The sequence below is a fragment of the Henriciella sp. genome, assembly GCF_029937755.1.
GTDB lineage: Bacteria > Pseudomonadota > Alphaproteobacteria > Caulobacterales > Hyphomonadaceae > Henriciella.
In genome coordinates, this window is record NZ_JAPYPG010000001.1 from 538,633 (window position 1) to 560,610 (window position 21,978).

Annotated in this window: 21 protein-coding genes and 1 pseudogene; 13 read left to right on the plus strand and 9 right to left on the minus strand. The window is 63.0% G+C overall.

Annotated features, from left to right (window positions below):
• The first annotated feature begins 12 nt into the window (after positions 1-12).
• A complete protein-coding gene (locus Q1K29_RS02670) occupies positions 13-519 on the plus strand; it encodes a macro domain-containing protein (protein WP_300391279.1) in 507 nt (168 codons plus the stop codon).
• 64 nt (positions 520-583) lie between these two features.
• Here the strand turns inward: Q1K29_RS02670 and Q1K29_RS02675 are convergent, their stop codons facing one another.
• Positions 584-1,651 (minus strand): PLP-dependent cysteine synthase family protein, encoded by a 1,068-nt coding sequence (locus Q1K29_RS02675; RefSeq protein ID WP_300391282.1) that lies wholly within the window; start codon positions 1,649-1,651, stop codon positions 584-586.
• Positions 1,652-1,754: 103 nt separating this feature from the next.
• Between Q1K29_RS02675 and cmk the strand changes: the two genes are divergently transcribed.
• The 4 genes and pseudogenes from cmk (at position 1,755) to mscL (ending at position 5,408) form a co-directional block, all read left to right on the plus strand.
• Positions 1,755-2,387, plus strand: coding sequence for a (d)CMP kinase (cmk, locus tag Q1K29_RS02680; RefSeq protein ID WP_366524163.1), 633 nt, complete (start codon positions 1,755-1,757; stop codon positions 2,385-2,387).
• 137 nt (positions 2,388-2,524) lie between these two features.
• Positions 2,525-4,207 (plus strand): annotated as a pseudogene (gene rpsA, locus Q1K29_RS02685) (30S ribosomal protein S1); the annotation flags it as partial.
• Positions 4,208-4,592: 385 nt separating this feature from the next.
• On the plus strand, positions 4,593-4,892 hold the full coding sequence (locus tag Q1K29_RS02690; protein WP_300391291.1) for an integration host factor subunit beta: 300 nt from the start codon (positions 4,593-4,595) through the stop codon (positions 4,890-4,892).
• A gap of 96 nt (positions 4,893-4,988) precedes the next feature.
• Positions 4,989-5,408, plus strand: coding sequence for a large conductance mechanosensitive channel protein MscL (gene mscL / locus Q1K29_RS02695; RefSeq protein WP_300391294.1), 420 nt, complete (start codon positions 4,989-4,991; stop codon positions 5,406-5,408).
• A gap of 103 nt (positions 5,409-5,511) precedes the next feature.
• On the opposite strand, the gene Q1K29_RS02700 is transcribed toward mscL, so the two are convergent.
• From Q1K29_RS02700 to Q1K29_RS02715, 4 genes are read right to left on the minus strand one after another with little or no spacing between them, the layout of a single operon-like run.
• A complete protein-coding gene (locus Q1K29_RS02700; protein ID WP_300391297.1) occupies positions 5,512-6,258 on the minus strand; it encodes a DUF3299 domain-containing protein in 747 nt (248 codons plus the stop codon).
• 58 nt (positions 6,259-6,316) lie between these two features.
• Complete coding sequence (locus Q1K29_RS02705) at positions 6,317-7,582, minus strand: ABC transporter permease (RefSeq protein WP_300391300.1); 1,266 nt, start codon at positions 7,580-7,582, stop codon at positions 6,317-6,319.
• Positions 7,579-8,277 (minus strand): ABC transporter ATP-binding protein, encoded by a 699-nt coding sequence (locus tag Q1K29_RS02710; RefSeq protein WP_300391305.1) that lies wholly within the window; start codon positions 8,275-8,277, stop codon positions 7,579-7,581. Before Q1K29_RS02710 ends, Q1K29_RS02705 begins: the two co-directional genes overlap by 4 nt.
• Before the next feature lie 3 nt (positions 8,278-8,280).
• Complete coding sequence (locus Q1K29_RS02715) at positions 8,281-8,937, minus strand: DUF2796 domain-containing protein (RefSeq protein WP_300391308.1); 657 nt, start codon at positions 8,935-8,937, stop codon at positions 8,281-8,283.
• Positions 8,938-9,092: 155 nt separating this feature from the next.
• On the opposite strand from Q1K29_RS02715, the gene Q1K29_RS02720 reads away from it, so the two are divergent.
• From Q1K29_RS02720 to Q1K29_RS02735, 4 genes are all read left to right on the plus strand, one after another.
• Positions 9,093-9,917, plus strand: a complete 825-nt coding sequence (locus tag Q1K29_RS02720) for a ZIP family metal transporter (protein ID WP_300391311.1) — start codon at positions 9,093-9,095, stop codon at positions 9,915-9,917.
• Positions 9,892-10,605: a HupE/UreJ family protein gene (locus Q1K29_RS02725; protein ID WP_300391314.1), complete on the plus strand. Its 714-nt coding sequence runs from the start codon at positions 9,892-9,894 to the stop codon at positions 10,603-10,605. The genes Q1K29_RS02720 and Q1K29_RS02725 overlap by 26 nt, the downstream gene beginning before the upstream one ends.
• Positions 10,606-10,679: 74 nt before the next feature.
• Positions 10,680-11,546, plus strand: coding sequence for a hypothetical protein (locus tag Q1K29_RS02730; RefSeq protein ID WP_300391316.1), 867 nt, complete (start codon positions 10,680-10,682; stop codon positions 11,544-11,546).
• A 59-nt stretch (positions 11,547-11,605) separates the two neighbouring features.
• On the plus strand, positions 11,606-11,872 hold the full coding sequence (locus Q1K29_RS02735) for a hypothetical protein (RefSeq protein WP_300391321.1): 267 nt from the start codon (positions 11,606-11,608) through the stop codon (positions 11,870-11,872).
• Positions 11,873-11,881: 9 nt separating this feature from the next.
• On the opposite strand, the gene Q1K29_RS02740 is transcribed toward Q1K29_RS02735, so the two are convergent.
• Both Q1K29_RS02740 and Q1K29_RS02745 read right to left on the minus strand, forming a co-directional pair.
• Complete coding sequence (locus Q1K29_RS02740; protein ID WP_300391324.1) at positions 11,882-12,271, minus strand: GtrA family protein; 390 nt, start codon at positions 12,269-12,271, stop codon at positions 11,882-11,884.
• Positions 12,268-13,248: a glycosyltransferase gene (locus Q1K29_RS02745; RefSeq protein WP_300391327.1), complete on the minus strand. Its 981-nt coding sequence runs from the start codon at positions 13,246-13,248 to the stop codon at positions 12,268-12,270. Before Q1K29_RS02745 ends, Q1K29_RS02740 begins: the two co-directional genes overlap by 4 nt.
• Before the next feature lie 70 nt (positions 13,249-13,318).
• Between Q1K29_RS02745 and Q1K29_RS02750 the strand changes: the two genes are divergently transcribed.
• The 3 genes from Q1K29_RS02750 to Q1K29_RS02760 all read left to right on the plus strand — a co-directional run bounded on the left by Q1K29_RS02750 (position 13,319) and on the right by Q1K29_RS02760 (position 17,458).
• Positions 13,319-15,121: a hypothetical protein gene (locus tag Q1K29_RS02750; RefSeq protein ID WP_300391330.1), complete on the plus strand. Its 1,803-nt coding sequence runs from the start codon at positions 13,319-13,321 to the stop codon at positions 15,119-15,121.
• 30 nt (positions 15,122-15,151) lie between these two features.
• Positions 15,152-16,603 carry an AMP nucleosidase gene (locus Q1K29_RS02755; RefSeq protein ID WP_300391332.1) on the plus strand — a complete coding sequence of 484 codons (1,452 nt, stop codon included), beginning with the start codon at positions 15,152-15,154 and terminating at the stop codon, positions 16,601-16,603.
• 72 nt (positions 16,604-16,675) lie between these two features.
• Positions 16,676-17,458 (plus strand): tyrosine-protein phosphatase, encoded by a 783-nt coding sequence (locus Q1K29_RS02760; protein WP_300391334.1) that lies wholly within the window; start codon positions 16,676-16,678, stop codon positions 17,456-17,458.
• Here the strand turns inward: Q1K29_RS02760 and Q1K29_RS02765 are convergent.
• Positions 17,455-19,713, minus strand: coding sequence for a TonB-dependent receptor (locus tag Q1K29_RS02765; protein WP_300391337.1), 2,259 nt, complete (start codon positions 19,711-19,713; stop codon positions 17,455-17,457). The genes Q1K29_RS02760 and Q1K29_RS02765 overlap by 4 nt on opposite strands.
• A gap of 229 nt (positions 19,714-19,942) precedes the next feature.
• Here Q1K29_RS02765 and Q1K29_RS02770 point away from each other — a divergent pair, with 229 nt between their 5' ends.
• Complete coding sequence (locus tag Q1K29_RS02770; RefSeq protein WP_300391340.1) at positions 19,943-21,433, plus strand: MFS transporter; 1,491 nt, start codon at positions 19,943-19,945, stop codon at positions 21,431-21,433.
• Here Q1K29_RS02770 and Q1K29_RS02775 read toward each other — a convergent pair whose 3' ends face one another.
• On the minus strand, positions 21,434-21,976 hold the full coding sequence (locus Q1K29_RS02775) for a TadE/TadG family type IV pilus assembly protein (RefSeq protein WP_300391343.1): 543 nt from the start codon (positions 21,974-21,976) through the stop codon (positions 21,434-21,436). It lies immediately after the preceding gene.
• Positions 21,977-21,978: the final 2 nt, after the last annotated feature.

Here is a 21,978-nt window from a genome sequence, read left to right on the forward strand (position 1 = left end):
AAGGAGCCAGCCATGAAGGGCACACTGGAGCTATATCGCGGAAACCTGCTGGACGTGGATTGCGACGCAGTCGTCAACGCGGCCAATTCCTCGCTGATGGGCGGTGGCGGCGTCGATGGCGCGATCCACCGGGCCGCCGGACCCGAGCTGAAAGAGGCGTGCCGCCCGCTCGCGCCCTGCCCGACCGGCGAGGTCCGCGTCACCGAAGGCTTCGGGCTCGGCGACCGGCTGATCTTCCATACGGTTGGACCGGTCTGGCGCGGCGGCAATGAGGGCGAGGCAGAGCTGCTGGCATCGTGCTATCGCAAATGCCTCGACGCGCTGATCGAGCGCGAGCTCACCTCCATTGTCTTCCCCGCCATCTCGACCGGGGCGTACGGCTTCCCCGTGAACGAGGCCGCCGGTGTCGCCGTGCATGAGTGCCGCCCCTATGCGAAGAAACACGACATCAAGATCACCTTGTCGGCGTTTGATCAGCAGAATGCGACCGCCATCGAAGGGGCGCTGGAGTCAGCCTGACGCTGAGCCCCTGAACGACCTCTCCGCCTCCCCACCGAAAGGTGGGGCCGGGGGAAGGGGCAGCCTAGACCGTCAGCGCAGCGATCTCCTTCAGGTGCGGATCGAGATCGAGCCCCTGTTTCTCCAGCCAGCCCGCATCGTAATAGGTATCGAGATAGCGCTCCCCGCCATCGCAGATCAGCGTGGCAATGCTGCCGGCCTGGCCGGCATCCCGCATCTCCGCCATCAGGGTGAGCGCCGCCCATACATTCGTGCCCGTAGAACCGCCGCACTTGCGCCCGATCACGGTTTCCAGCCAGTGGATGGTCGCCAGCGAGGCCGCGTCCGGCACCTGCATCATCCGGTCGATGATGCGCGGCTGGAAGGAAGCTTCGACGCGCGGACGCCCAATCCCCTCGATCCGTGACCGGCCATTGATCCTCAGATCCGGGTCGCCGGTCATGAAGTGATCGTAGAAAACTGAATTCTCCGGATCGGCAACGCAGAGCTGCGTCTTCTCCGCGAGGTCTGCACGGTAGCGGATATAGCGCCCGATCGTCGCTGATGTGCCGCCGGTGCCGGCGCTCATCACCACCCAATCGGGGATGCTGTGCTGCTCCAGCGCGAGCTGGGCAAACAGGCTCTCGGCGATATTGTTGTTGCCGCGCCAGTCGGTGGCCCGTTCGGCAAAGGTGAACTGGTCCATGTAGTGGCCGCCAAGGTCGGCCGCGATCCGCTCGGCTTCGGCATAGATCTCAGGCGCGGGCACGGCATGCGTCTCCGCGCCATAGAAAGCGATCTGGTCGATCTTCTTCTGGGCGGTGCCTTCCGGCAGAACAGCGATAAAACGCAGGCCGAGGATTTTCGCAAAATAGGCTTCCGAAACCGCGGTGGAGCCTGACGAGCTTTCAACGATGACCGTGTCCGGCCCGATCCGGCCATTGCACAGACCATAGAGATAGAGCGAGCGGGCGAGCCGGTGCTTCAGGCTGCCGGAGGGGTGTATGGACTCGTCTTTCAGGTACAGCGTCTGGTCGGGAAAGCCCGGCAGGTCGAGCTTGATGAGATGGGTGTCGGCGGAGCGGTTAAAGTCGGCATTGATGCGCCGCATCGCCTCGCACACCCATTGGCGTTCCGCACAGAGTTCGTTCATGACCCGCCTTCCCGGTCGTCCGCTGACAGGGCGTGATGGACCCGACTGGCATTGCTTGGCAAGCTCTGTTGACCTTGCGGGCCGCATCGCGCATTTCGGCGCGATGATTATCGCCATCGACGGAACACTCGCCTCGGGCAAGGGCACCATCGCAACGCGGATTGCTGCGTATTACAGCCTGCCGCACATGGATACCGGCCGCCTCTATCGCGCGACCGGCGTGGCTGCCATGCGCGCGGGCGTGCCGCTGGATGATGCGAAAGGGCTGGCCGAACTCGCCTCGACGCTCGACCCGGGCATCTATGAAGAAGCCGACCTGCGTACCGCAGAGGCTGGCGCAGCGGCCTCCAAAGTGGCCGCGATCCCCGAGGTCCGCGCAGCGCTTCTCGAGCTTCAGCGTACCTTCGCCCAACAGCCGACCGGCGCCGTCCTCGATGGCCGCGACATCGGCACCGTCGTCTGCCCAGATGCCGATGTGAAGCTCTGGGTCGATGCCGATACCGAGGTGCGCGCCGAGCGCCGCCACCGCGAGTTGGCCGCCGCCGGCGACCCGATCACGATCGAGGAGCTGATCCGCCAACTTCACGAGCGCGACGAACGCGACCGGTCCCGCAAGGACGCCCCGATGAAAATGGCGGCAGACGCGGTCTTGATCGATACCACTCATCTGACTATAGACGCGGCTGTGGAAAAGGCGCGGGCGACCGTCGAAGCGGTCATGGCCCGTCAGGAGTAGCAGGCTCTGGAGCAAACTGGCTCCAAATCCAAAAGCCTCGCCTCCGCCCGTTCCAGCATAAAGACTGACAGCGTGTACGCGCCGGCAATTCCGCTTAGGCGCCCCGAACCGCGTTGATCAGACCCTTTGGAGAAACAATGTCTGATACCCAAACCATGAATCCGAGCACCGACGATTTTGCCGCGATGTTCGAAGACTCCACCGGCGCAACGACGCTGCAGGAAGGCCGCGTGGTCCCTGCCACTGTCGTCGCGATCAACGGTGACCAGCTGATCCTGGACGTCGGCCTCAAGGTCGAAGGCCGGGTGGCGATGAAGGAATTCCTTCTCGAAGAAGAAAAGCCCACGGTCGGCGACATCGTCGAGGTTTTCCTCGACCGTATCGAGAACCTGATGGGCGAAGCCGTCCTGTCGCGCGACAAGGCACGCCGCGAAGAGAGCTGGATCAAGCTCGAGGACAGCTACAACAAGGACGAGCCCGTGAAGGGCGCGATCTCCGGCCGCGTGAAGGGTGGCTTCACCGTCGACCTCGGCGGCGTCAACGCCTTCCTTCCGGGTTCGCAGGTCGACATCCGTCCGGTGCGCGACGTCTCCCCGCTTATGGGTGAAGTCCAGCCCTTCGCGATCCTCAAGCTCGACCGCGCCCGCGGCAACATCGTTGTCTCGCGCCGTGCGATCCTTGAAGAGAGCCGTGCCGAACAGCGCGCCGAAATCGTCGAAGCGATGACCGAAGGCGATGTCCGCGAGGGCGTCGTGAAGAACATCACCGATTACGGTGCGTTCGTGGATCTCGGCGGCATCGACGGCTTGCTGCACGTCACCGACATGAGCTGGAAGCGGATCAACCATCCGAGCCAGGTCGTGAATGTCGGCGACACGGTCAAAGTGCAGATCATCAAGATCAACACCGAGACCCAGCGTATCTCGCTTGGCATGAAGCAGCTCGAAGCCGATCCGTGGGAAGGCGTCGAGAGCAAGTACATGGTCGGCACGCGCCTCCCGGGCACCGTGACCAACATCACCGACTATGGTGCCTTCGTGGAACTGGAAGACGGCGTCGAAGGCCTGATCCACGTTTCCGAAATGAGCTGGACGAAAAAGAACGTCCATCCGGGCAAGATCGTCTCCACCTCGCAAGAGGTCATGGTCGAGGTTCTCGATGTCGACGCCGAGAAGCGCCGCATCTCGCTCGGCCTGAAGCAGACCCAGGACAATCCGTGGTCGGCCTTCATGGCAGAGCATCCGTCCGGCACCGAAGTCGAAGGCGAAGTTCGTGGCATCACGGAATTCGGCCTGTTCATCGGTCTCGGCCCGGAACTCGACGGCATGGTCCACATCAACGACATTTCGTGGGACGTGCCGGGCGAGCAGGCGATTGCCAACTTCAACAAGGGTGACGTTGTTCGCGCCAAGGTGCTGGACGTCGATGTCGAGAAAGAGCGTATCTCGCTCGGCATCAAGCAGCTTGCCGGCGACCCGATGACCGACATGGATGTCCGTCGCGGTTCGATCGTCACCTGCACGGTCAGCGAAGTCACCTCCGGTGGCATCGAGGTCCAGTTCGGCGAGCCTGCCATGACGGCCTTCATCCGTCGCTCGGACCTGTCGCGCGACCGTTCGGAACAGCGTCCGGAACGCTTCTCCGTCGGCGACAAGCTCGACGCCAAGGTGACGCAACTCGACAAGGCGGCCCGCCGCGTGTCGGTGTCCATCAAGGCGCTCGAGATCTCCGAGGAGCAGGAAGCCGTGAAACAGTACGGTTCTGCTGACAGCGGGGCATCGCTCGGCGACATTCTCGGCGCAGCCCTCGGCAAGTCCGATCAGGAGGAAGGCGCAGAAGACGAAGCACCGACCTCCAAGGCAAAGAAGGCTTCGAACAAGACAACGGAAACGGCTGATGAAGCTGAGACCAAGTCTGACGAAGTTGAAGCCGAGGCTGACGACAAAGCTGAAGCAGTGGCTGAAGACGCCGATGCTGAGGCTGAAGAGAAGCCGAAGAAGAAAGCGGCTGCCAAGAAGTCAACGACTACTAAAAAGTCGACGTCTACCGCCAAGAAATCGACCACCAAGGCGAAAGCCGAGAAGGACGATGACGGCGAATAAGCCGGTCTGACGGGGACTTCCTCCGTCACATGACAAAAAAGCAAGATAATGTTTGGGGCGGAGCCACTGGTTTCCGCCCCAAATTTCGTTTACAATCAAAGCTATGCTCAGGTCAGAACTCATCGCCAAGCTGGCGGCCGAATATAGCCACCTCAAACACGACGATCTCGAGAAGATCGTCGCTGTCATTCTTGAGGAGATTGCTCAGGCACTGGCCGAAGGGAACCGGGTCGAATTACGCGGCTTCGGTGCCTTCTCTGTCCGCGAGCGAAAACCGCGCGTCGGCCGCAATCCGCGCACGGGCGAGAAGGTCCATGTCGAGGCGAAGGCGGTTCCGTTCTTCCGGCCCGGCAAGGATCTCCGGGCACGGGTGAATGGCGGTACCGATCCGGAAGCCCGCTAGACGGCCCTTTCCCCTTTTCCCTTCTATATTGACGCAACGGCAAAAGCCCGTGAATGTCGCGCAGCCAAACAGGGCGCGCCCAGTCAGGAGGGGAAAATGTTCAATGAGTTCAAGGAATTTGCCGCAAAGGGCAATCTGGTCGACCTGGCGGTCGGTTTCATTCTCGGTGGGGCGTTTTCGACCATCGTGAAATCGCTGGTCAACGACATCATGATGCCGCCTCTCGGCCTGTTGCTGGGCGGGGTCGACTTTGCAGACCTTATCCTGCCGCTTGATGGCAACCAGTACGATTCCCTGGCGGCGGCAAATGAGGCTGGCGCCCCGGTGATCGCCTACGGCCTGTTCATCAACAATGTGATCTCGTTCGTGATCATGGCCTTCGCGCTCTTCTTCCTGGTGAAGGGGATCAACGCCATGAAGCGCAAGCAGGATGAAGCACCGGCCGAAGTCCCGGCCCCGCCGCGCCAGGAGGTGCTGCTCGAAGAAATCCGCAACCTGCTGGCCAAGCAGTCATAAGCTCTTAACGAGTTTCAGCGACAACGCGGACCAGTAGAGTTTGTAGCGTATTTCGAAGGGCGGCGCCTATCTGGCGACGCCCTTCGTCTTATCAGGCCCAAACCTAGTATTCGTAGATTTCCCAGCCGGTCATCTCGATCGTATAGGCCGCATCGGCGAGGTCGGAGGATTGTGTCTCAACCCGCAGAGTGCCCTCGATCCAGACGGCCTGGGAGAGATCCTTGAGCTTGATCGGCTCTTCGGTCTTGACGAAGACAGTCTGGTTCGGCGGCGGGGGCGGCGCGTGCAGGCAGGCGCCATAATAAGGCACCAGCAGGAATTCGCTGATCTGGGCATCCTTGCCGTACTCGAAGGGCACGGTGTAGCCCGGCAGGCGGATCTTCATCCCGTCAGCCGCCTGGCCCATGATCTCGTCCACAGTGTTGAACGTGCCGATCTGGATCGCCTGGTCGGCGGCTGAGCCTTCCGCGACACCGCCGCCGGAATAGAGCCGCGCCATTTGCGCCTGATACATTTCGGCGAGGCGCTCTTCCTCGCCCTCCGGCATCAATTCTTCCCATCCGATCTCGGTCACGCCGCGTGCGGCGACTGCGTCCGCCTTGGCTTTTTCGGCAGCACTGGCCGCAGCGATCGAACTGTCGCGTTCGTCCGGGTCCGGCACGCGTTCACCAATCTCCGGGCCATCGGAGGAGGTCTCATCCTTGGCGAGCTGGGCCTGTGGCGCAGACGCTTCAGCGGTGTCGGCCGCAGGCGCCGGGCTGGAGGTTTCGGACGGCGCGCTTTCCTGCCCGCCACAGGCGGCGGTCATCAGGAGTGCGAGAGCGGACGCAGCAAGGAAGGTCTGTTTCATAGGTCTCAATCTAGGTCCAAACTTTACGGGCATCCAAGGAGAAAACACACGACACCCTCTAGAGCTTCACCGTCAGTCCGTCGGCCAGCGAGCGGCGCAGCGCGGTAATAGCCGGGACTACGCCGATGAGCAGGGCGGCCCCGGTAACCGCCAGCAGTGTCCAGAGGTCGGTCAACGACAGGCCGAGCCCGGAGAGCTGCACGCCATAGCTGCTGGCCAGCACAGGCCCGAGCAGGATCAGGCCCACCTGGACGAGGACAATGCCGGTCACGGCCCCGATAAAGCCAAGCAACCCGGCTTCAGCCACCATCAGAAAGAAGATATGCCCCGGCCGGGCCCCGGTCGCGCGCAGGATCGACATTTCGCGGCGGCGCTCGTTCAGACTGGTCAGGATGCTGGTCAGGACCGAGACGAGTCCCACCGCGATGACGAAGATCGACACCGCGATGAGCGCCCGCTCGACCACGCTGGTCACCTGCCAGAGCTCGCCAAGCGCTACGCCGGGAATGATCGCCAGCAGCGGCTCGCCGGGGCGGGTGTTCAGGGCGCGCTGCGTCGACAGGATGGTGCCGCGCCGCTCCAGCCCGACAAAGACCGCCGTAATGGATTTCGGCGTCAGGTCGAAACTGCGGATCATCTCTTCGGTGATCGTGTCGGCCATCGGGTTTTTCGTCCCGCTTTCCCAGCCGACATGGATCGCCGTCATGCCTTCGAGCGGGATGTGGATGGTCTGGTCGACCGGCGTGCCCGTGGGGGCGAGGACGGCCTTCACGATGAAGGGGCGGTTCTCGTGATCGGTCAGGCCGCCCGCGCCAAGACCGTGGGTCAGGACGATTTCGCTCCCGATCCCATAGCCCAGCTCACGGGCCACAGCCGCGCCGATAACCGCCTCGTAAATATCGGCAAAGCGCTCACCTTCCACGACGCGCAGCGGCTGTCCGTCACCATATTTGTAGTGTTCGAAATAGGACTGGTCCGTGCCCATGACGCGGAAACCGCGATGGCTGTCGCCCAGCGAAACCGGGACCGTCCAGGCAATGTCGTCCCGGGCCGCAACGTCCTGGTACGTGTCCCAGCTGATCTCGGCGGTCGCGTTGCCAAGCCGGAAAACCGAATAGAGCAGGAGGTTGATCTGGCCGGTCGGGGCCCCGACGATCAGGTCGGTTCCGGCAATTGTGTTGTCAAAGCCGGCGCGCGCACCATTGCGGGCCTTGTCGACGCCGAGGAAGAGCGCCACCGACAGCGCCACAGCAAGGATGGTCAGCAGGGCTGAGCCGCGCCGGTTCATCAGGCTGCGCCAGGCGAGACCAAGGATACCCGTCATGTCATGGCCCTCGCCTGGTTGATCTCGGCGAGATCGACGCCGCGATCAAAGTGGCTGGCCAGGGCACCGTCATGACTGACGAAAAGCAGAGCCGCGCCGGACCGGGACGCCTCTTCGTTGAGGAGTTCGATGAAGCGGTCACGCGCATCAGCGTCGAGCGCCGAGGTCGGCTCGTCGGCGATGAGGAGTTGCGGACCGCCGATCAGGGCGCGGGCCACCGCGACGCGCTGCTGCTGGCCGACGGAAAGCTCCGTCACCGACCGCTCAAGCAAATTTGCGTCTGTCAGGCCGAGCCGGGCCAGCAGACGTTTCGCCTCCTCGACCGGATGCCCGCCAACCGCCTCACGCCGGCCGGCGGAAAACCGGCAGGGCAGCGTCACATTCTGGACGACGGAGAGATACGGCACGAGGTTGAACATCTGGAAGATCACGCCGAGGCAGTCAGCGCGCAACCGGTCCCGCTTTGACCCGGGGAGTGCCGCCATGTCCTCGCCCAGCACCTCGACATGCCCGGCCTGCGGCTCAAGCACACCGGCGATCAGGCCGAGCAGGGTCGATTTGCCGGAGCCACTCGGTCCACGCAGGAAAAGGCGCTCACCGCGCTTCAGCTCGAACGAGGCAATGTCAAGAAGCACCGGGCTGTCGGGCCAGGCAAATTCGAGATTGCGGATGCTGACTGCCTTGCTATCCGTCAAGGCTCAGCGAACCTTCAGGACAGGGTTACCGGGCGACAGCTCGGTGGCCACCTGGCTTGTCTCCGACAGGTAGACCGCGCCAATCGCCTGCAGGTTCGGATATCTGTCCATGAGCAGGAATTCGATCGTGCGGATCTTGTCGGGCGCGTCGCAGGTATAGACGTGCTCGACCTCAAGCCCGCCATGGTCGCCGGTCATATGCGTGCCGGATGTGGTCATCAGCGGCAGGCAGGCGGCTTCGCGGTTGAAGGCGACCATGCTGCCCGGCACCGTGAAGGTATCCTTGACCTCTTGAAGGGCGGCGTCCTGCTCATCGGTCTGCGCCTCATGCTCGAAGCCGACGAGCGACATGAGCGGGGCCTCGAAGGTCAGCGTCACTTCATCGCCATCGACAGCGACCGCCAGCTCTGCATGGCCATGGACATGGGCTTCCAGCCGGCTGCCTGCCTCAGGGTGGTTCGCCTCGGCGGTGCCATCATGCCCGGCCTCGCCCGGCTGCGCCGCGTCAGGCTGGGTCCCGGTCCCGGCCACATCTTGTGTTGCGGAGGACGCCCCTTGCGGCCCGGTCATTTCCTTGGAGGTGGCATCGGGCTGGGGGTCACAGGCGGCTGCGAGAAAGCAGGCCGCAAGAAGGCCCGGAGCAAGGAAGAGAGGACGCATCAAACAGCCTTTCTGGTGAGGCCACTGTTCAGGAACAAAAAAACGTTCGCAATTAAGCTGTTGCTATACTATAACATTTGGTGAGGGGCAACACGCCATTCATTTGTGCAGACCGCAGCACGGCAAGCATACCACAGGCAAGGTAAATCGAATTCATGTGGGATTCCCTGCAGGCGCCGTTATTTTTCGGGCTCATTGCGGCCTTCTGCACGACGGTCGGGCTGGTCTTCGTGGCCCAGCGTGCGCCATGGACCGAGCGCAATGCCTCCGTCTTTGGCCTGGCGGCGGCCGGCATGCTGACGACGCTCGCCTTCCTGCACATCGTTCCGGAGGCGTTTTCGCTCTCGACCATGGCCCCGGTCTGGCTGGCCGTGGGTTTCTTCGGCGGATTGCTGCTTAACAATCTCGTCCGGGTCATCTTTCCGGAGAAGGATGGCAAGGTTCATCGCCATGAGGCGCTGACGCCGATCATCGCGATTTCCATCCACTCCTTCATTGACGGGGTGATCTATGCCGTAACCTTCGCGGCGAGCTTCTCTTCAGGGGTTTATGCAGCGCTTGGCCTGACGCTGCATGAGTTTCCCGAGGGCGTTATCGCTTTCGCAATCCTGCGCCGGTACGGTGTGCCTAATGTTACAGCATTCTGGTTTGCCTTCCTTGCAGCTGCCGCGACCACGCCCCTTGGCGTCATCGTCGCCGGACCGTTCATGTACGGGCTCGACATGCAGGCCATAGGCTCCCTCTTTGCCGTCTCTGCCGGCCTTCTCCTCTTCGTCGCCACGGGTCCGCTCATGTCGCCGCTGAAGGAGATGACGCCGGTCAAGGGCGTCGGCGCGGTGGGCCTCGGGGCCGTTGCCGCCATCCTGCTGGTCATGACGCCGCTGCGCAGTCACGGCCATGATGGCCATGACCATGAGAGCATGCCAGGTTCCTTTGTTCCCGGAAACGGACAGCATGATGATGAGCCGCTTCGCCTTTGATCTGACACCCGCCACGAAGGCTGCGCGCCAGGCTGCCAGCCTGTGCGTCCTGCTGGCGATGGCGGGTCTCCTCGCCCCTGCCGCCTCGGCCATGACCGCGAGCGCCCTCGGCGCGAGCGGCTTTACCGGCTTCCTTCCGGTCGGCCTCAGCGTCGTCCTGCCGGGCGGCAATGAGCAGATCCTCTTCCTGCTGGCGATCTTCCTCGCCAGCCCCCGCACCGGGCCGCTTCTCGCCCAGGTCTTCGCCTGGATGGCCGGCCATATCCTGACCCTCTGGCTGGTCGCGTTCGGCGTGGTCCAGGTGCCCGCCGGACCGCTGGCCTGGCTTGTCCCGCTGACCATCGTGCTGGCGGCGGCTGAGAACCTGCTGTTCGGGCGGATGACAAAGTTCAAGACCGGGCTCGTCTTCGTTTACGGCCTGATCCACGGCATGAGCTTCGGTCTTATCTATGAGGCCATCCCTGTGACGGGTGATACAGGTTTCGGCACACTGATCGGCTTCAATCTGGGACTCGAAGTCGCGCATATCGCCGTCATCGGCCTGGCCTTCGCCGCCTCGCTCTATTTCCGCGGGGTATTGAAGCAGGCCTCGCGCATGGACCTGTACCGGCCCATGATCGTCGTTCCTGTCTCGCTGGCCATCCTCGTGACCGGCCTGATCTGGACGATCCGCGCCTTTACGGGCTGATCCCCCTTACAGTTAACGGCATCGCGCTTGCAGGCCGGATTGGTTATCAAAAGGTAACCAGCCAAGGGTGACCCATGCGCAAACGCCTCCTGCGCTATCTCAGCGCGCTGCTCGTCTCGGTAATTTCGACCTATTCCGGCATGCAGCGCTATGCGTTTGCCGACGCGGTGGACGATCAGGGCTGCGGCCTGTCTGATGTCGCTGCCTGGCAGGTCCTGCTGGAGGATCCGCAGGAAGAAGCCACACCCGCCTATCGCCAGTCTGTCACCGAGGCCTTCCTCAAGGCCTGCCCGGAGCGTCCGGAAGCCGGCAGTGCCCATGAGATCGCCGGCATGGCCGCCGCCTGGGCGGGCAATGTCGACGATGCGGCCCGGCACTTCGAGGCAATGGGCTATACCACAGACAGCGAGACCCTGCTGATGCATGCCGCCGTACGCTTTGCGCTGGGCGAGGACACCTACGCGCTGAAGCTGCGTGACGAGGCCATCGAGCACTGGATGTCCCGGCTCGTGCGCTACGGGCTGGCGGATGTCGGTATCGAGGAGACCCCGCAAGGCGAGCTTATTCGTGTCCGCTTTCTGGAGACCAACCCGGAAACGCAGGTCTCCTATCTCTGGATTGCCAAGCCGAAGGCGGCCGCCTGGCCCGCTGCCCTCAGCATCACGTCCGAGCGCCAGCTGAACGCCCTGTTCCGCCTGCGGGCCGGCGACGAGGCCGAGGCGCTGCGCCATGTCCGTCTTTATCGCTGCCGCGCCCGCAAGGTCCTGGCCCGCACAAACGAACCGATCAAAGAGGCCGACATGGATGCCGCCGCAATGGCCGGGCTGAGAGCCTATATGGCCGATCCGGACCGTCCGGAAGCCGGTGCGCTTAATGCCTGTCTTTTCGATGGACAGATCCTGCCCGAGATCAGCCGGACCAAGGCCATCCCCGTCCAGTAAACCGGCTGCTGCGCGTTGCGGAGCTTTGATCGCGCCCATGCGTCATTACAGTCATGAGCATGATGCGCGATTCGCTTCTCTATACCGGCGTGGTGCTGCTGTGCGCGCCGCTGCTGGTCTATCTTCTCGATTCGACGTTCGGGCTTGGCCGGCTTGATCCGCTGACGCTGTCGACCACGATTGGCGGGGTCGGCGCCTGCCTGTGCGCGCTGAGCCAGGGCCATCACTGGGGCCGGTTCTTTCTCGCCCTGCTAGGCGGGCTGCTGCTCATCGCGCTGCAGGTCTATGGCATCGCCTTCCTCGTCCTGCAGACGAGCGGTCTTTAGCGGTGCCGGTCAGGCACTCCTGAAAGCGAAGCGGCCGTATCCGGCAAAAGAGATAATCATGCAGGCGCCCGTCGACAGTGCCGTGGCGATGAGGGGCGGACAAGCCGGAATGGCCAGCAGAAGCGCGGCATAGATCGTATAGTTCAGCGCCGCGACACCCAGCGCCACGAGCGCATAGCGGGCACCTTCGCGCAACTGCCCGTCATGACTTGCGCCAAAGGTGATCGCGCGATTGAGACGCCAGGTCACCAGCATGGCAAGCGCGATGGAAACGACCCGTGCAAGAAACGCATTGAGCTCGGCCTGCATCATCAGGAGCAGCCCGCCAGCATCGACGATGAAGCCGATCCCGCCGATCAGCGCAAAGCGCACGAACCGGTGGACCGTGTCGCGCGTCACGCCTGCCAATCCCCCGGCGGGTAGGAGAGGAAGACCGAGCGCTTCGCCTCAAGCCGTGACCGGGCGAGACTGTCGAGAATGAGCCCGCACACCGCCGAGACGGTACCAATCATCACAAGCCCCATGGACAGCACGGCTGTCGGCAGGCGAGGGACAAGACCGGTCTCGAAATAGGTAACAAGAAGCGGTGCCGCCAAGGTGAGAGCAAGGACGGTCAGGACCAGGCCGATCGCGCCGAAAAAGGCCGCCGGCCGGGTTTCCTTGGCCAGCATGAAGAACAGGCCGAGAATGCGAAAGCCATCCCGGAAGGTCTTCAGCTTGGAGGGCGACTCTTCCGGACGCACGCCATAGGGCGTTGGCCGTTCCATTGTCGGCACACCGATCTGGCAGGCATGCACCGACATTTCCGTCTCGATCTCGAAGCCGCCCGACACTGCCGGGAAGGACTTCGCGAACCGGCGTGAAAAGACGCGATAGCCGGAGAAGATGTCCGTGAACTGGCGTCCGAACATGGCATTGAACAGGATATTGAAAATACGGTTGCCAAAGGCGTGCCCGCCGCGTCCGGCATCCCGCGTCACATTCGCACGTGTGCCGACAACCATCTCGACATGGTTGCGCTTCATCAGCTCCACCAGCGTCGGCGCCAGCGCGGCATCATAGGTGCCGTCGCCATCGGCCATGACATAGATATCGGCCTCGACGTCGGCGAAGATACGCTGGACGACGTACCCTTTTCCCTGACGTGTCTCGGTGCGCACGATCGCGCCCGCCTGACGGGCGATCGCGGCGGTGCCGTCTGTTGAATTATTGTCGAAGACATAGATTTCCGCTTCCGGAAGTGCCTTGCGAAAATCGGCAATCACGGCGGCGATGGTCGCAGCCTCGTTGTAACAGGGCAGGGTCACCGCAATGCGCGGCTGCGCCGTGTCCTGTTGCGGCGAGGGCCCAGGGGCGCGCACAGCTTCACTGCTCATCCGGTCAGCCTTTCAGTAACCACATTCAGCGCATACCAATGGCTGGTGAATACCTGGTTACGAAACCGACATGATTACGGATGCGCCGATGAATCTCGCCAAGCAGCCCCGTCAAACGCCACTCTGGCCGGTGATGCTGTTCATTGTGGTCGGGCTCGCCTATGCGCTGACCCAGGCTGGCCCTGTCCTGTCAGGAGACCTGCGCGGCAGCGACGACATGATGCGCATGCAGCAGGTCCGCGACCTGATCGCCGGACAGAGCTGGTATGATGTCGACCAGGCCCGGCTGCTCACGCCGGAAGGCGGGGCGATGCACTGGTCGCGCCTGCCCGATATCTTTCTGGCCGGTATCGTCTTGCTCACACAGCCGCTGATCGGGCGCGAAATGGCGGAAGGTCTGGCGATGACGGTCTGGCCGCTGATGCAGCTTGCCTGGGTTCTGACCGCGCTTGCCGCCTGCCTGCGCCGTCTCAATTCGCCCCTCAGTGGGCAGCTGGCCGGTATCTTCTTCTTCTGCACGTCGGCCGCCATGGTGAACTTCCTGCCTGGCCGGATCGACCATCATGGTCTCGGGATCGCGCTGACGCTGACCGCGCTTGCCTGCCTGCTGTCTCCGCGCCTGACGGCACGATCCGCCGCCATCGCCGCGCTATGTGTTGCCGCCCTTATCACCGTGGCGATCGAGAACCTGCCGGCCGCGGGGCTTATCATCTTCTGTTTTGGCTTTGCCTGGCTGATCCGGGGTGAGGCAGAGACCAACCGGCTTCGGTTTTTCGGGGGCGGTCTCATCGTTACAGCGCTGATTGCCTATGTTTTCGATGCGCCGGGCGCTGGCGGACACAGGGCGGTGTGCGATGCCTATGGCCAGTCGCACTTTGTCGCCCTGCTGGTTGCCGGTGCAGGGCTCTCGGCCATCGCGACGGTCATGCCCCATACGCATGACTGGCGCACGCGGCTCATCGCCATGGGGCTTGCTGGCGGCATGACTCTGGTGAGCTTCGTAATGGTCAATCCTGACTGCATCGGCAGCCCCTATGCCGCGCTGCCGGAAGATGTTCGTTCAGGCTGGCTGAGCGTCGTTTCCGAAGCGCGTCCCTTCACCACGGTGATCGCCAAGGATACGGCCCTGGCGCTCTTCTTCTACGGCTTCGCTTTGGCGGGCCTCGTTTGCGCGATTATCGGACTGGCGCGCTCGGACAATCCGAAACGGCTGTCGCATGGTGCTCTTCTGCTGCTGCTCGCCGTCGCCTTCATCCTGACAAGCTGGCAGCTCAGGGCGGCGGCGCTTGCTCATGCCCTCTCCGCGATTGCCTGCGGATGGGTGTTTGGCTGGCTGTTTTCCCGCTGGCACACGCAGCGCGGGATCCCGGCCGTGCTCGTCCTTACTGCCGGGGCGCTTGCGATTTCCCCTCTTGGCTGGACCATGGCCTCCCGCTTCGTGCCGGAAAAGACGAGCACCGCCGGTACCAACCCGTCCGCCTGCAAGGCGAGGTCCGGCTACAATGCCATCGTGGCTGCGCCACGCATGATTGTCTTCACGCCCATCGATCTCGGCGCGCCGCTGCTCTACTACACGCGCAACTACGCCACAGCGGCGCCCTATCACCGCAATCCCTCAGCCATTGAGATGACACTCGCCGTGTTTCGCGGACCCACCTCCGCCGCCCGCGAGAGGATCAGCATAACAGGCGCAACACACCTGCTTTTCTGCCCCGGCCTGCGCGAACTGGAAACCTATGCGAAAGACGCGCCGGACGGCTTCGCCGCGGACCTTGTGGCCGGACGGATCCCGAACTGGCTGGTCCCCCTGACCCGCTCGCCAGAGGGAGAAGAAGGGCCGATCATCTACACCATTGCGTCCGACCGGAATTGACGCCCACGACGCTTTGCGGCAACGGGAGGCATGTCAAAACTAGAAACGCCTGAAGATGTCGTTGCCGCGCTTGAGAGCCTCTATGAGGATGCTGTCACCGCCCTGACCACGTGCCTCGAGCGCTATCTCAAGGATGGCACGCCCCCTGCCCCTGATCTGCGCCAGTCACGAGCCTTCTGTTACCCGGCCCTGATTATCCGCTATGACCCGGAAGGCCCGCCGCCACCGATCTCGCGGGCCTTCGGCAAGATGTCCGAAGCCGGCACCTATAACTCCACGATCACGCGGCCCGACTATTTCCGCGATTATCTGATCGAGCAGCTGACGCCACTGATGCGTGACTATCCGGTCGAGGTGGAGGTGAAGCCGTCCGGCTCGGAAATCCCGTATGCCTATGTCTGGGACCAGGCCGAGGCAGGCGGGCTTGATGAAGTCAGCCCGGCGGAGCTCGCCAAATGGTTTCCCTCGCCCAAGCTCAACAATATCGGCGATGAAGTGGCCGACGGCGAACTCTACGAGCCCGGTGACAGCCGCCCGCTCGCCCTGTTCGACGGCCCGCGTACAGACTTTTCGCTGAAGCGGCTCGCCCACTATACTGGCACGCCGGTCGAGCACATGCAGCGCTATGTGCTGTTCACCAACTATCACCGCTATGTCGACGCCTTCTGCGACTGGGCGGTCGATCAGCTGGAACAGGGATCGCGCTATACTGGCCTGTCTGTTGCCGGCGGCCTGACCGTGGACGGCAATACGCCGGAAGCCAAAGCCGCTATCGACGGTGCGCCGTGGCGCCGCTTCCAGATGCCGGCCTATCACCTGATGGCTGAAGGGCGCACCGGCATCACGCTGGTGAATATCGGTGTCGGCCCGTCGAATGCGAAGACGATCACCGATCACCTTGCGGTGCTGCGCCCGGAGTGCTGGCTCATGGTTGGCCATTGTGGCGGCCTGCGCCACTCCCAGCAGATTGGCGATTATGTGCTCGCTCACGCCTATCTGCGCGACGACCATGTCCTCGACGGCGTGCTGCCGCCGGATATCCCGGTCCCGCCGATTGCGGAAGTCCAGATCGCGCTGCAGCAGGCCGCCGCCGACGTCACCGGCGAACAGGGCGATGCGCTGAAGAAACGCCTGCGCACCGGTACGGTCGTCACCACCGATGACCGCAACTGGGAGCTGCGCTTCACCGAGACGGCACGGCGCTTCAACCAGTCGCGCGCCATCGGCATCGACATGGAAAGCGCGACGATTGCCGCGAATGGCTACCGGTTGCGCGTGCCTTATGGCGTGCTGCTGTGCGTTTCCGACAAGCCCCTGCACGGCGAAATCAAGCTGCCTGGCGCCGCCAACCGTTTCTATGAGCGGGCCATCGGCGAACATATCCGCATCGGGATCCAGACGCTTGAGCGCCTCGCCGAGGAGGGGGGCGCCGCCCTTCACTCGCGCAAGCTTCGCGCCTTCGACGAGCCGCCTTTCCGTTAGGATGCGCCTAGACCTTCGCCGCCAGTCGCACTAGCTCAGGCAGTGAACGAAGGCGGCAGAAGGCAAGTGACGATGAAAGACAGGGTCAAACCCCTTGAGGGCGTCCGGAATTTCCGGGATTTCGGCGGCTATGAAGGCGCCGAGGGCGCGCGTATCCGCCATGGCAAACTGTACCGCTCCGGCCATTTCGGGGAGGCGTCCGACAATGACCTTGCGGCCATCGACCTGCTGACAATCACGCTTCAGGCCGACCTGCGCCGTCCGGACGAACGCGAGCGCCATGGCGATAAATGGCCGGTGCGTGGCGTGAACCGGCTCTACTCCGACCTCGGGCGCGAAACAGACGCCCCGCACGTAAACTTTCTCAAACAGGTCGCTGTCGACGCGGAAGCGTCAAAAGGCTGGATGCGCGACTATTACAAGAATGCGCCTTACCGCCCGGCGCTGGTGGAAACCTACACCGCCTGGTTCGCCCATCTCGCCAACCTGCATGAGGACGAAGCCGCGCTCGTAAACTGCGCCGCCGGCAAGGATCGCACGGGTATCCTCTGCGCGCTGACCCACCATGCCCTCGGTGTCTCGATGGACGAGATCTTCCATGACTACGAGCTGACCAACGAGGCCGCACAGGTCGCCGACCGGCTGCCGGAAGCACGGGAATACTTCAACACCATGCTGGAGAAGGCCTATGAGGACGAGGTCTACCGGCCCTTCCTCGGTGTGGAGCGGCAATTCCTCGAAGCAGCCGTCGCCTCGATCGAGGAACAGTCCGGCGATATCGACACCTATCTAACCAGCACGCTCGGTGTCGATGACACCAAGCGCGCCGTGATTCGCAAGAAACTGCTCGTCTAGAAGCTGACTTCGAGTCCGACCAGGATTTCCTGCGGCTTGCCCGGACGCAGGCCGGCCGGATCGATAGACGCCACATAGACTTCATCGAACAGGTTTTCGGCCTTGGCCCGCAGCCGCAGGCGATCGGTCACGTCGTACCAGATCGACGCATCCGCCACCCAGCGCGCTTCAATGCGCTGACCGGCCGGGATCGTACCTTGTCCGGCCCGTGCGCGCGCCTCATCGACATAATTGCCCTGGATATTGGCACCAAACCGCGAGGCCTCGATGCCTGCCGACAGGGTCAGCTGGTGCTCGGGGACATAAGGCAGCTTGTCGCCCGCCTCGATATTGCCCCAAGGCTCGTAATCGCTGGCGAAGGCCTGCTGGAATTCGGCATCCGTCCAAGTGTAGACGAGCCCCAGCGGCAGCGAGAGACCGGTGTCGAGGAGGCTTGCCGCATCCCACTGTGCGGTCAGCTCAAGGCCTTTCACATCCACCTCGCCACCGTCGAACTGATCGCCGATGACGCAGCCGCCGCCAGAGGAATTGGTGCAGGTTCCGAGCAGGTTCGAATAGTCGTTGAAATAGGCGATGGCTTCGGCACTGAACGCGCCGCGCGAATAACGCCCGCCCGCCTCGTAATTGGTGCTTTCCTCGGACTCAGAGCTCGTATTGCCCGGGCTTGCGATCGCGAAGCCCTTATGGACGCCCGCCACGAGGGTGAGCTCATGCGTGGCCTCGTAGAGCACGCTCAGACCCGGCACGACGACCTGGTCGTTCAGGGTGCGCACGCGGGTGGGACCTTCAGAGCGATCCGGATCGGCGGTGTCATAGTCGGCACGGCTCAATTCGTAATCCTCGAACCGGAGACCGGCTGTGACCGCAAGGCGGTTCCAGCGGATACGGTCTTCGACAAATAGGGCAAGCGCTTCGCCGGACGAGACGCGATTGGCCTGGCTGCCCGGCACGCCAGCCGTGGTCAGGAAAAGCTCACCTGTTTCGAGGCGATAGGCGTCTTCTTCCTGAAAACGGTCTTCCTCATCCTCATGGACGCGAAGACCGAAGGTCAGGTCATGGTCTAGACCGCCCCAGGCCGTCTGCCAGTTGAGCACCGACTGGATGCCCTCGCTGGAATAGTCGCGGCGGTTGGCGCGCAACACGATGGAATCGTCGAGACTGGTCACACCCGTGACGATCGCAAACTCGTCGGCGAAGGTTACAGGGTCTGCGATGATCGACGAGATGCCGGTGTCGCCGGACGCGCCGGAGCCATCCGCGGCAATGCCCTGCAGCTTGTACCAGTTACGGAAGAAATCGTGACGGTAGCCGAACGTGGTCAGCGTCAGGTTGGGCGCAAACTCGATCTTGTGGGTCAGCTGGAAGAGTTCGTTCTCGCCGTTGAACTCGTCGTTCCGGCTCGCATCGTAGCGGCGATAAGGAGACTCGCGGAAGTCTTCCAGCGTCAGGCCGAGATAGGTCTCGTTCGATGTTTCCTCGCGGCTCTGATACTTGAACTCGAGCGACTGTGGCAGCGCGGCGTCCTCGTTGTAGAGGCCGAATTTCAGGACGATGTCGTCGGCATCGAAACCCGTCGGGCCGCCGGAATCGAGCTTTTTGAAGCCGTCGGATTCATCGTGATAAAGCTCGATCAGGCCGCCGGCCTGCAACGAGCCCGCGACCTGTTCGCGCCCTCCAACCCAGGCATGGGCACGCTGGCGGTCATCAGTACCGAAGAACGCCTGGCCAAACCCTTCGAAGTCCTCCGGGACCGGCGTCGAGAACATGTTGATGGCGCCGCCAGTCGTGCGCGGCCCATACCGCACAGCCGCCGGACCCTTGGTCACTTCAATCGCATGCATGCGGCCCGTGGTCGGGAAATAATAGGCCGAAGGCGACGCATAGGGGGCCGGTGCGATCGGGACGCCGTCTTCCATCAGCACAATGCGCGAGGACCGGTCGGACCCCGACCCGCGCAAACCGATATTCGGGCGCAGGCCATAGCCGTCTTCTTCCTGGATGTTCACACCCGGCACGGCGCGCAGCACACGCAACACATCGGTCTGGGCCTGCACGGCGAGATCGGCATCGGACAGGAAGGAGACGGACCCGGCGACCTCCTGTGCGTCGGCAGCGCTGCTGGTGACCAGCACCGTGGAGAGAAGACGGTAAGGGTCGTCTTTCTCTGCCGCTTCATCAGGGGCGGTCATCTGGGCGTGAGCGGGCGCGGAAAGCGCAAGACCAAGAACAAGGGCGACAAGCGGAAGGCGTTTCATACTGGACTACTGTTGCTGGGGCGTCTGGACGCTCGGTAAATTGAACATGCAAGTGATTTGCAGGCCGCCGTCTAACGTCAGCCCCTTCGCAGCGCAAGTGCAATTCACTCTCACACGCAGTTGAGATTGACGCGGCGTCACTGGCACAGCGTCCTTTTCCTTCTTCCGAATTTGGTGAACAGTTTCGCCACAAGCGCCGGAGAAGAGCGCTGTGACCGGAGGGAACCAGATGAGTAGCGACGCGACTCCAGCGCCAGCCGAAGCCCTGGACGCAGAACCGAGGCTCGACCTCGGCGGCGCCCTCGACAAGCGCGGCTTTGCCTGGGCCATCTTCGAGTGGGCCCGCAATCCCTACTACATCCTCGTCATCATCTACATTTTCGCGCCCTACTTCGCCCACATCATCGGGGACAACCTTCTGGCGAGCGGCGAACTGGATGGCCTCGACGGCCCCGCCCAACGGGCCGCCGCGAATGCGAAGGGTCAGGAAACGATCTCATCGCTGGTCAAATATGCCGGCTTCATCGCGGCCTTTACCGCCCCTTTCCTTGGCGCTGCGCTCGACCGGGGTGGCCGCCGCAAGCCAATCCTTGCGGTCTTCCTCGGCCTGATCGCCGTGATGGCCTTTTCGCTGTGGTGGGTGAAGCCGGATGGCAGCGGCATGCCTATCTGGATGGGCATGGCCGCGCTGGTGATAGCCGCCGTCGGCTATACCTATTCTGAAGTCACGCACAATTCGATGCTGAACAAGAGCGGCCGCGCGAGCGCCCTCCCTGCGATTTCGGGCCTCGGCCTTGCGCTTGGCAACCTGGCCGGCGCGCTGATGATGGGCTTCATCGTCTTTGCTTTCGCCATGCCTGCCCTTGTCGGCTGGCCGTTCGAAGACCCGCTCTTTGGCGTCAGCGTCGCGGCGGGCGAGCACCAGCGCCTTGTCGGTCCGCTGACGGCGGTCTGGCTGGTGGTCTTCTCCATCCCCTTCTTCCTCTACGCTGAAGATGGCGGCACGCGGGGCGCGAGCTGGACCAGAGCAATGAAGCAGGGTGCAGGCGGCCTGTGGCGCACGGTCCGCAACGCCTCAGACAACAAGGAAATCCTGAAATACCTCGCCGCGCGCATGCTGTACGCCGACGCCATGTCGGCCCTGCTGGCCCTCGGGGCGGTCTATATCGGGCTTTACCTCGAATGGAATGTGGTGGAGCTGTCGGCCTATGCGGTGCTGGCGTCGCTCTTTGCCTTTGGCGGCGGCATCATCGGCGGCTGGCTCGACGGTATGGTCGGACCCAAACGTGCGCTGATGATCGAAATCATCGGCATGATCGCCACCCTTGCCTTCCAGCTGTCGATCACTCAGGACGCCATTCTCTATGGATTGGTCCCCGGCTTCGTTATCTGGGACGGGCCGATCTTCACAACGCTTTCGGACGTCGTCTATCTGAGCACCGCCGCGGCCATCGCGATCACGGCGACCGCCAGCATCTCGTCCAGCCGCTCGCTCCTGGTGCACCTTGCCCCGCGCGACCGCGTCGGCGAGTTTTTCGGGCTCTATGCCATCGCCGGCACAGTGACAGTGTGGCTCGGGCCTTTAATGGTCGAGGAGTTCACCCGCTGGTCCGGCGATCAGCGTATCGGGATGAGCGCGATCGGCCTTCTCTTCATTCTCGGCTTCATCGTGCTGACGACCGTGCACTCGCCCCATCATCCGGCTGTCGATAATGACTGATCACTCACGAACGCGGGCGACATGGGCAACACGGCGCGGGCGAAGATAGAACTCGTCACGCAGCGTCTTCTTCGTGGTGATGAAGTAGCCGAGGCGGGACTCATAATCATACTCGACCTCGGCATAAATGACGGACCCGTCTTCCGGCAGGAGATTGACGGGCACGTCAATCACCTCGTCCTCATCATATCTCCGCAGGTTCTGCGCATCGCTCCAGGCGACACGGACCGTTCCGTCATCATCATAGAGGCTCGAGATACGCAGACGCGCATCCTCGATCGGATTGGGCTCAAGGATCATGCGTGTCGCGGCGAAGATGTCGCGCAGCTCATCGTCATCGACGATCGCAGCCCGCGCGACAAGATCGCCCATGGCTGCGGATGCGGAGGTTACTTTCCGGTCGAGCACCATCATTAGCGACAGCTCGATACAGGCGAAGTAGATCAGCACCATCACGGGCGCGATCAGGGCGAACTCCACGGCCGAGATCCCTTTGGTCTCGGCGCGGTATATGCGCAGGCGGCTGGCAATCTTGGACATCATGA

Bases quoted from the DNA above. Each gene is read 5' to 3' on its own strand.
- Q1K29_RS02720 (WP_300391311.1), top strand. From the start codon at position 9,093: ATGTGGGATTCCCTGCAGGCGCCGTTATTTTTCGGGCTCATTGCGGCC.
- Q1K29_RS02700 (WP_300391297.1), bottom strand. From the start codon at position 6,258: ATGAAACAGACCTTCCTTGCTGCGTCCGCTCTCGCACTCCTGATGACC.
- Q1K29_RS02775 (WP_300391343.1), bottom strand. From the start codon at position 21,976: ATGATGTCCAAGATTGCCAGCCGCCTGCGCATATACCGCGCCGAGACC.
- Q1K29_RS02755 (WP_300391332.1), top strand. From the start codon at position 15,152: ATGTCAAAACTAGAAACGCCTGAAGATGTCGTTGCCGCGCTTGAGAGC.
- Q1K29_RS02725 (WP_300391314.1), top strand. From the start codon at position 9,892: ATGATGATGAGCCGCTTCGCCTTTGATCTGACACCCGCCACGAAGGCT.
- Q1K29_RS02750 (WP_300391330.1), top strand. From the start codon at position 13,319: ATGATTACGGATGCGCCGATGAATCTCGCCAAGCAGCCCCGTCAAACG.
- Q1K29_RS02735 (WP_300391321.1), top strand. From the start codon at position 11,606: ATGATGCGCGATTCGCTTCTCTATACCGGCGTGGTGCTGCTGTGCGCG.
- Q1K29_RS02670 (WP_300391279.1), top strand. From the start codon at position 13: ATGAAGGGCACACTGGAGCTATATCGCGGAAACCTGCTGGACGTGGAT.
- cmk (WP_366524163.1), top strand. From the start codon at position 1,755: ATGATTATCGCCATCGACGGAACACTCGCCTCGGGCAAGGGCACCATC.
- Q1K29_RS02765 (WP_300391337.1), bottom strand. From the start codon at position 19,713: ATGAAACGCCTTCCGCTTGTCGCCCTTGTTCTTGGTCTTGCGCTTTCC.
- Q1K29_RS02770 (WP_300391340.1), top strand. From the start codon at position 19,943: ATGAGTAGCGACGCGACTCCAGCGCCAGCCGAAGCCCTGGACGCAGAA.
- Q1K29_RS02690 (WP_300391291.1), top strand. From the start codon at position 4,593: ATGCTCAGGTCAGAACTCATCGCCAAGCTGGCGGCCGAATATAGCCAC.
- Q1K29_RS02760 (WP_300391334.1), top strand. From the start codon at position 16,676: ATGAAAGACAGGGTCAAACCCCTTGAGGGCGTCCGGAATTTCCGGGAT.
- Q1K29_RS02745 (WP_300391327.1), bottom strand. From the start codon at position 13,248: ATGAGCAGTGAAGCTGTGCGCGCCCCTGGGCCCTCGCCGCAACAGGAC.
- Q1K29_RS02705 (WP_300391300.1), bottom strand. From the start codon at position 7,582: ATGACGGGTATCCTTGGTCTCGCCTGGCGCAGCCTGATGAACCGGCGC.
- Q1K29_RS02730 (WP_300391316.1), top strand. From the start codon at position 10,680: ATGCGCAAACGCCTCCTGCGCTATCTCAGCGCGCTGCTCGTCTCGGTA.
- Q1K29_RS02715 (WP_300391308.1), bottom strand. From the start codon at position 8,937: ATGCGTCCTCTCTTCCTTGCTCCGGGCCTTCTTGCGGCCTGCTTTCTC.
- Q1K29_RS02675 (WP_300391282.1), bottom strand. From the start codon at position 1,651: ATGAACGAACTCTGTGCGGAACGCCAATGGGTGTGCGAGGCGATGCGG.
- mscL (WP_300391294.1), top strand. From the start codon at position 4,989: ATGTTCAATGAGTTCAAGGAATTTGCCGCAAAGGGCAATCTGGTCGAC.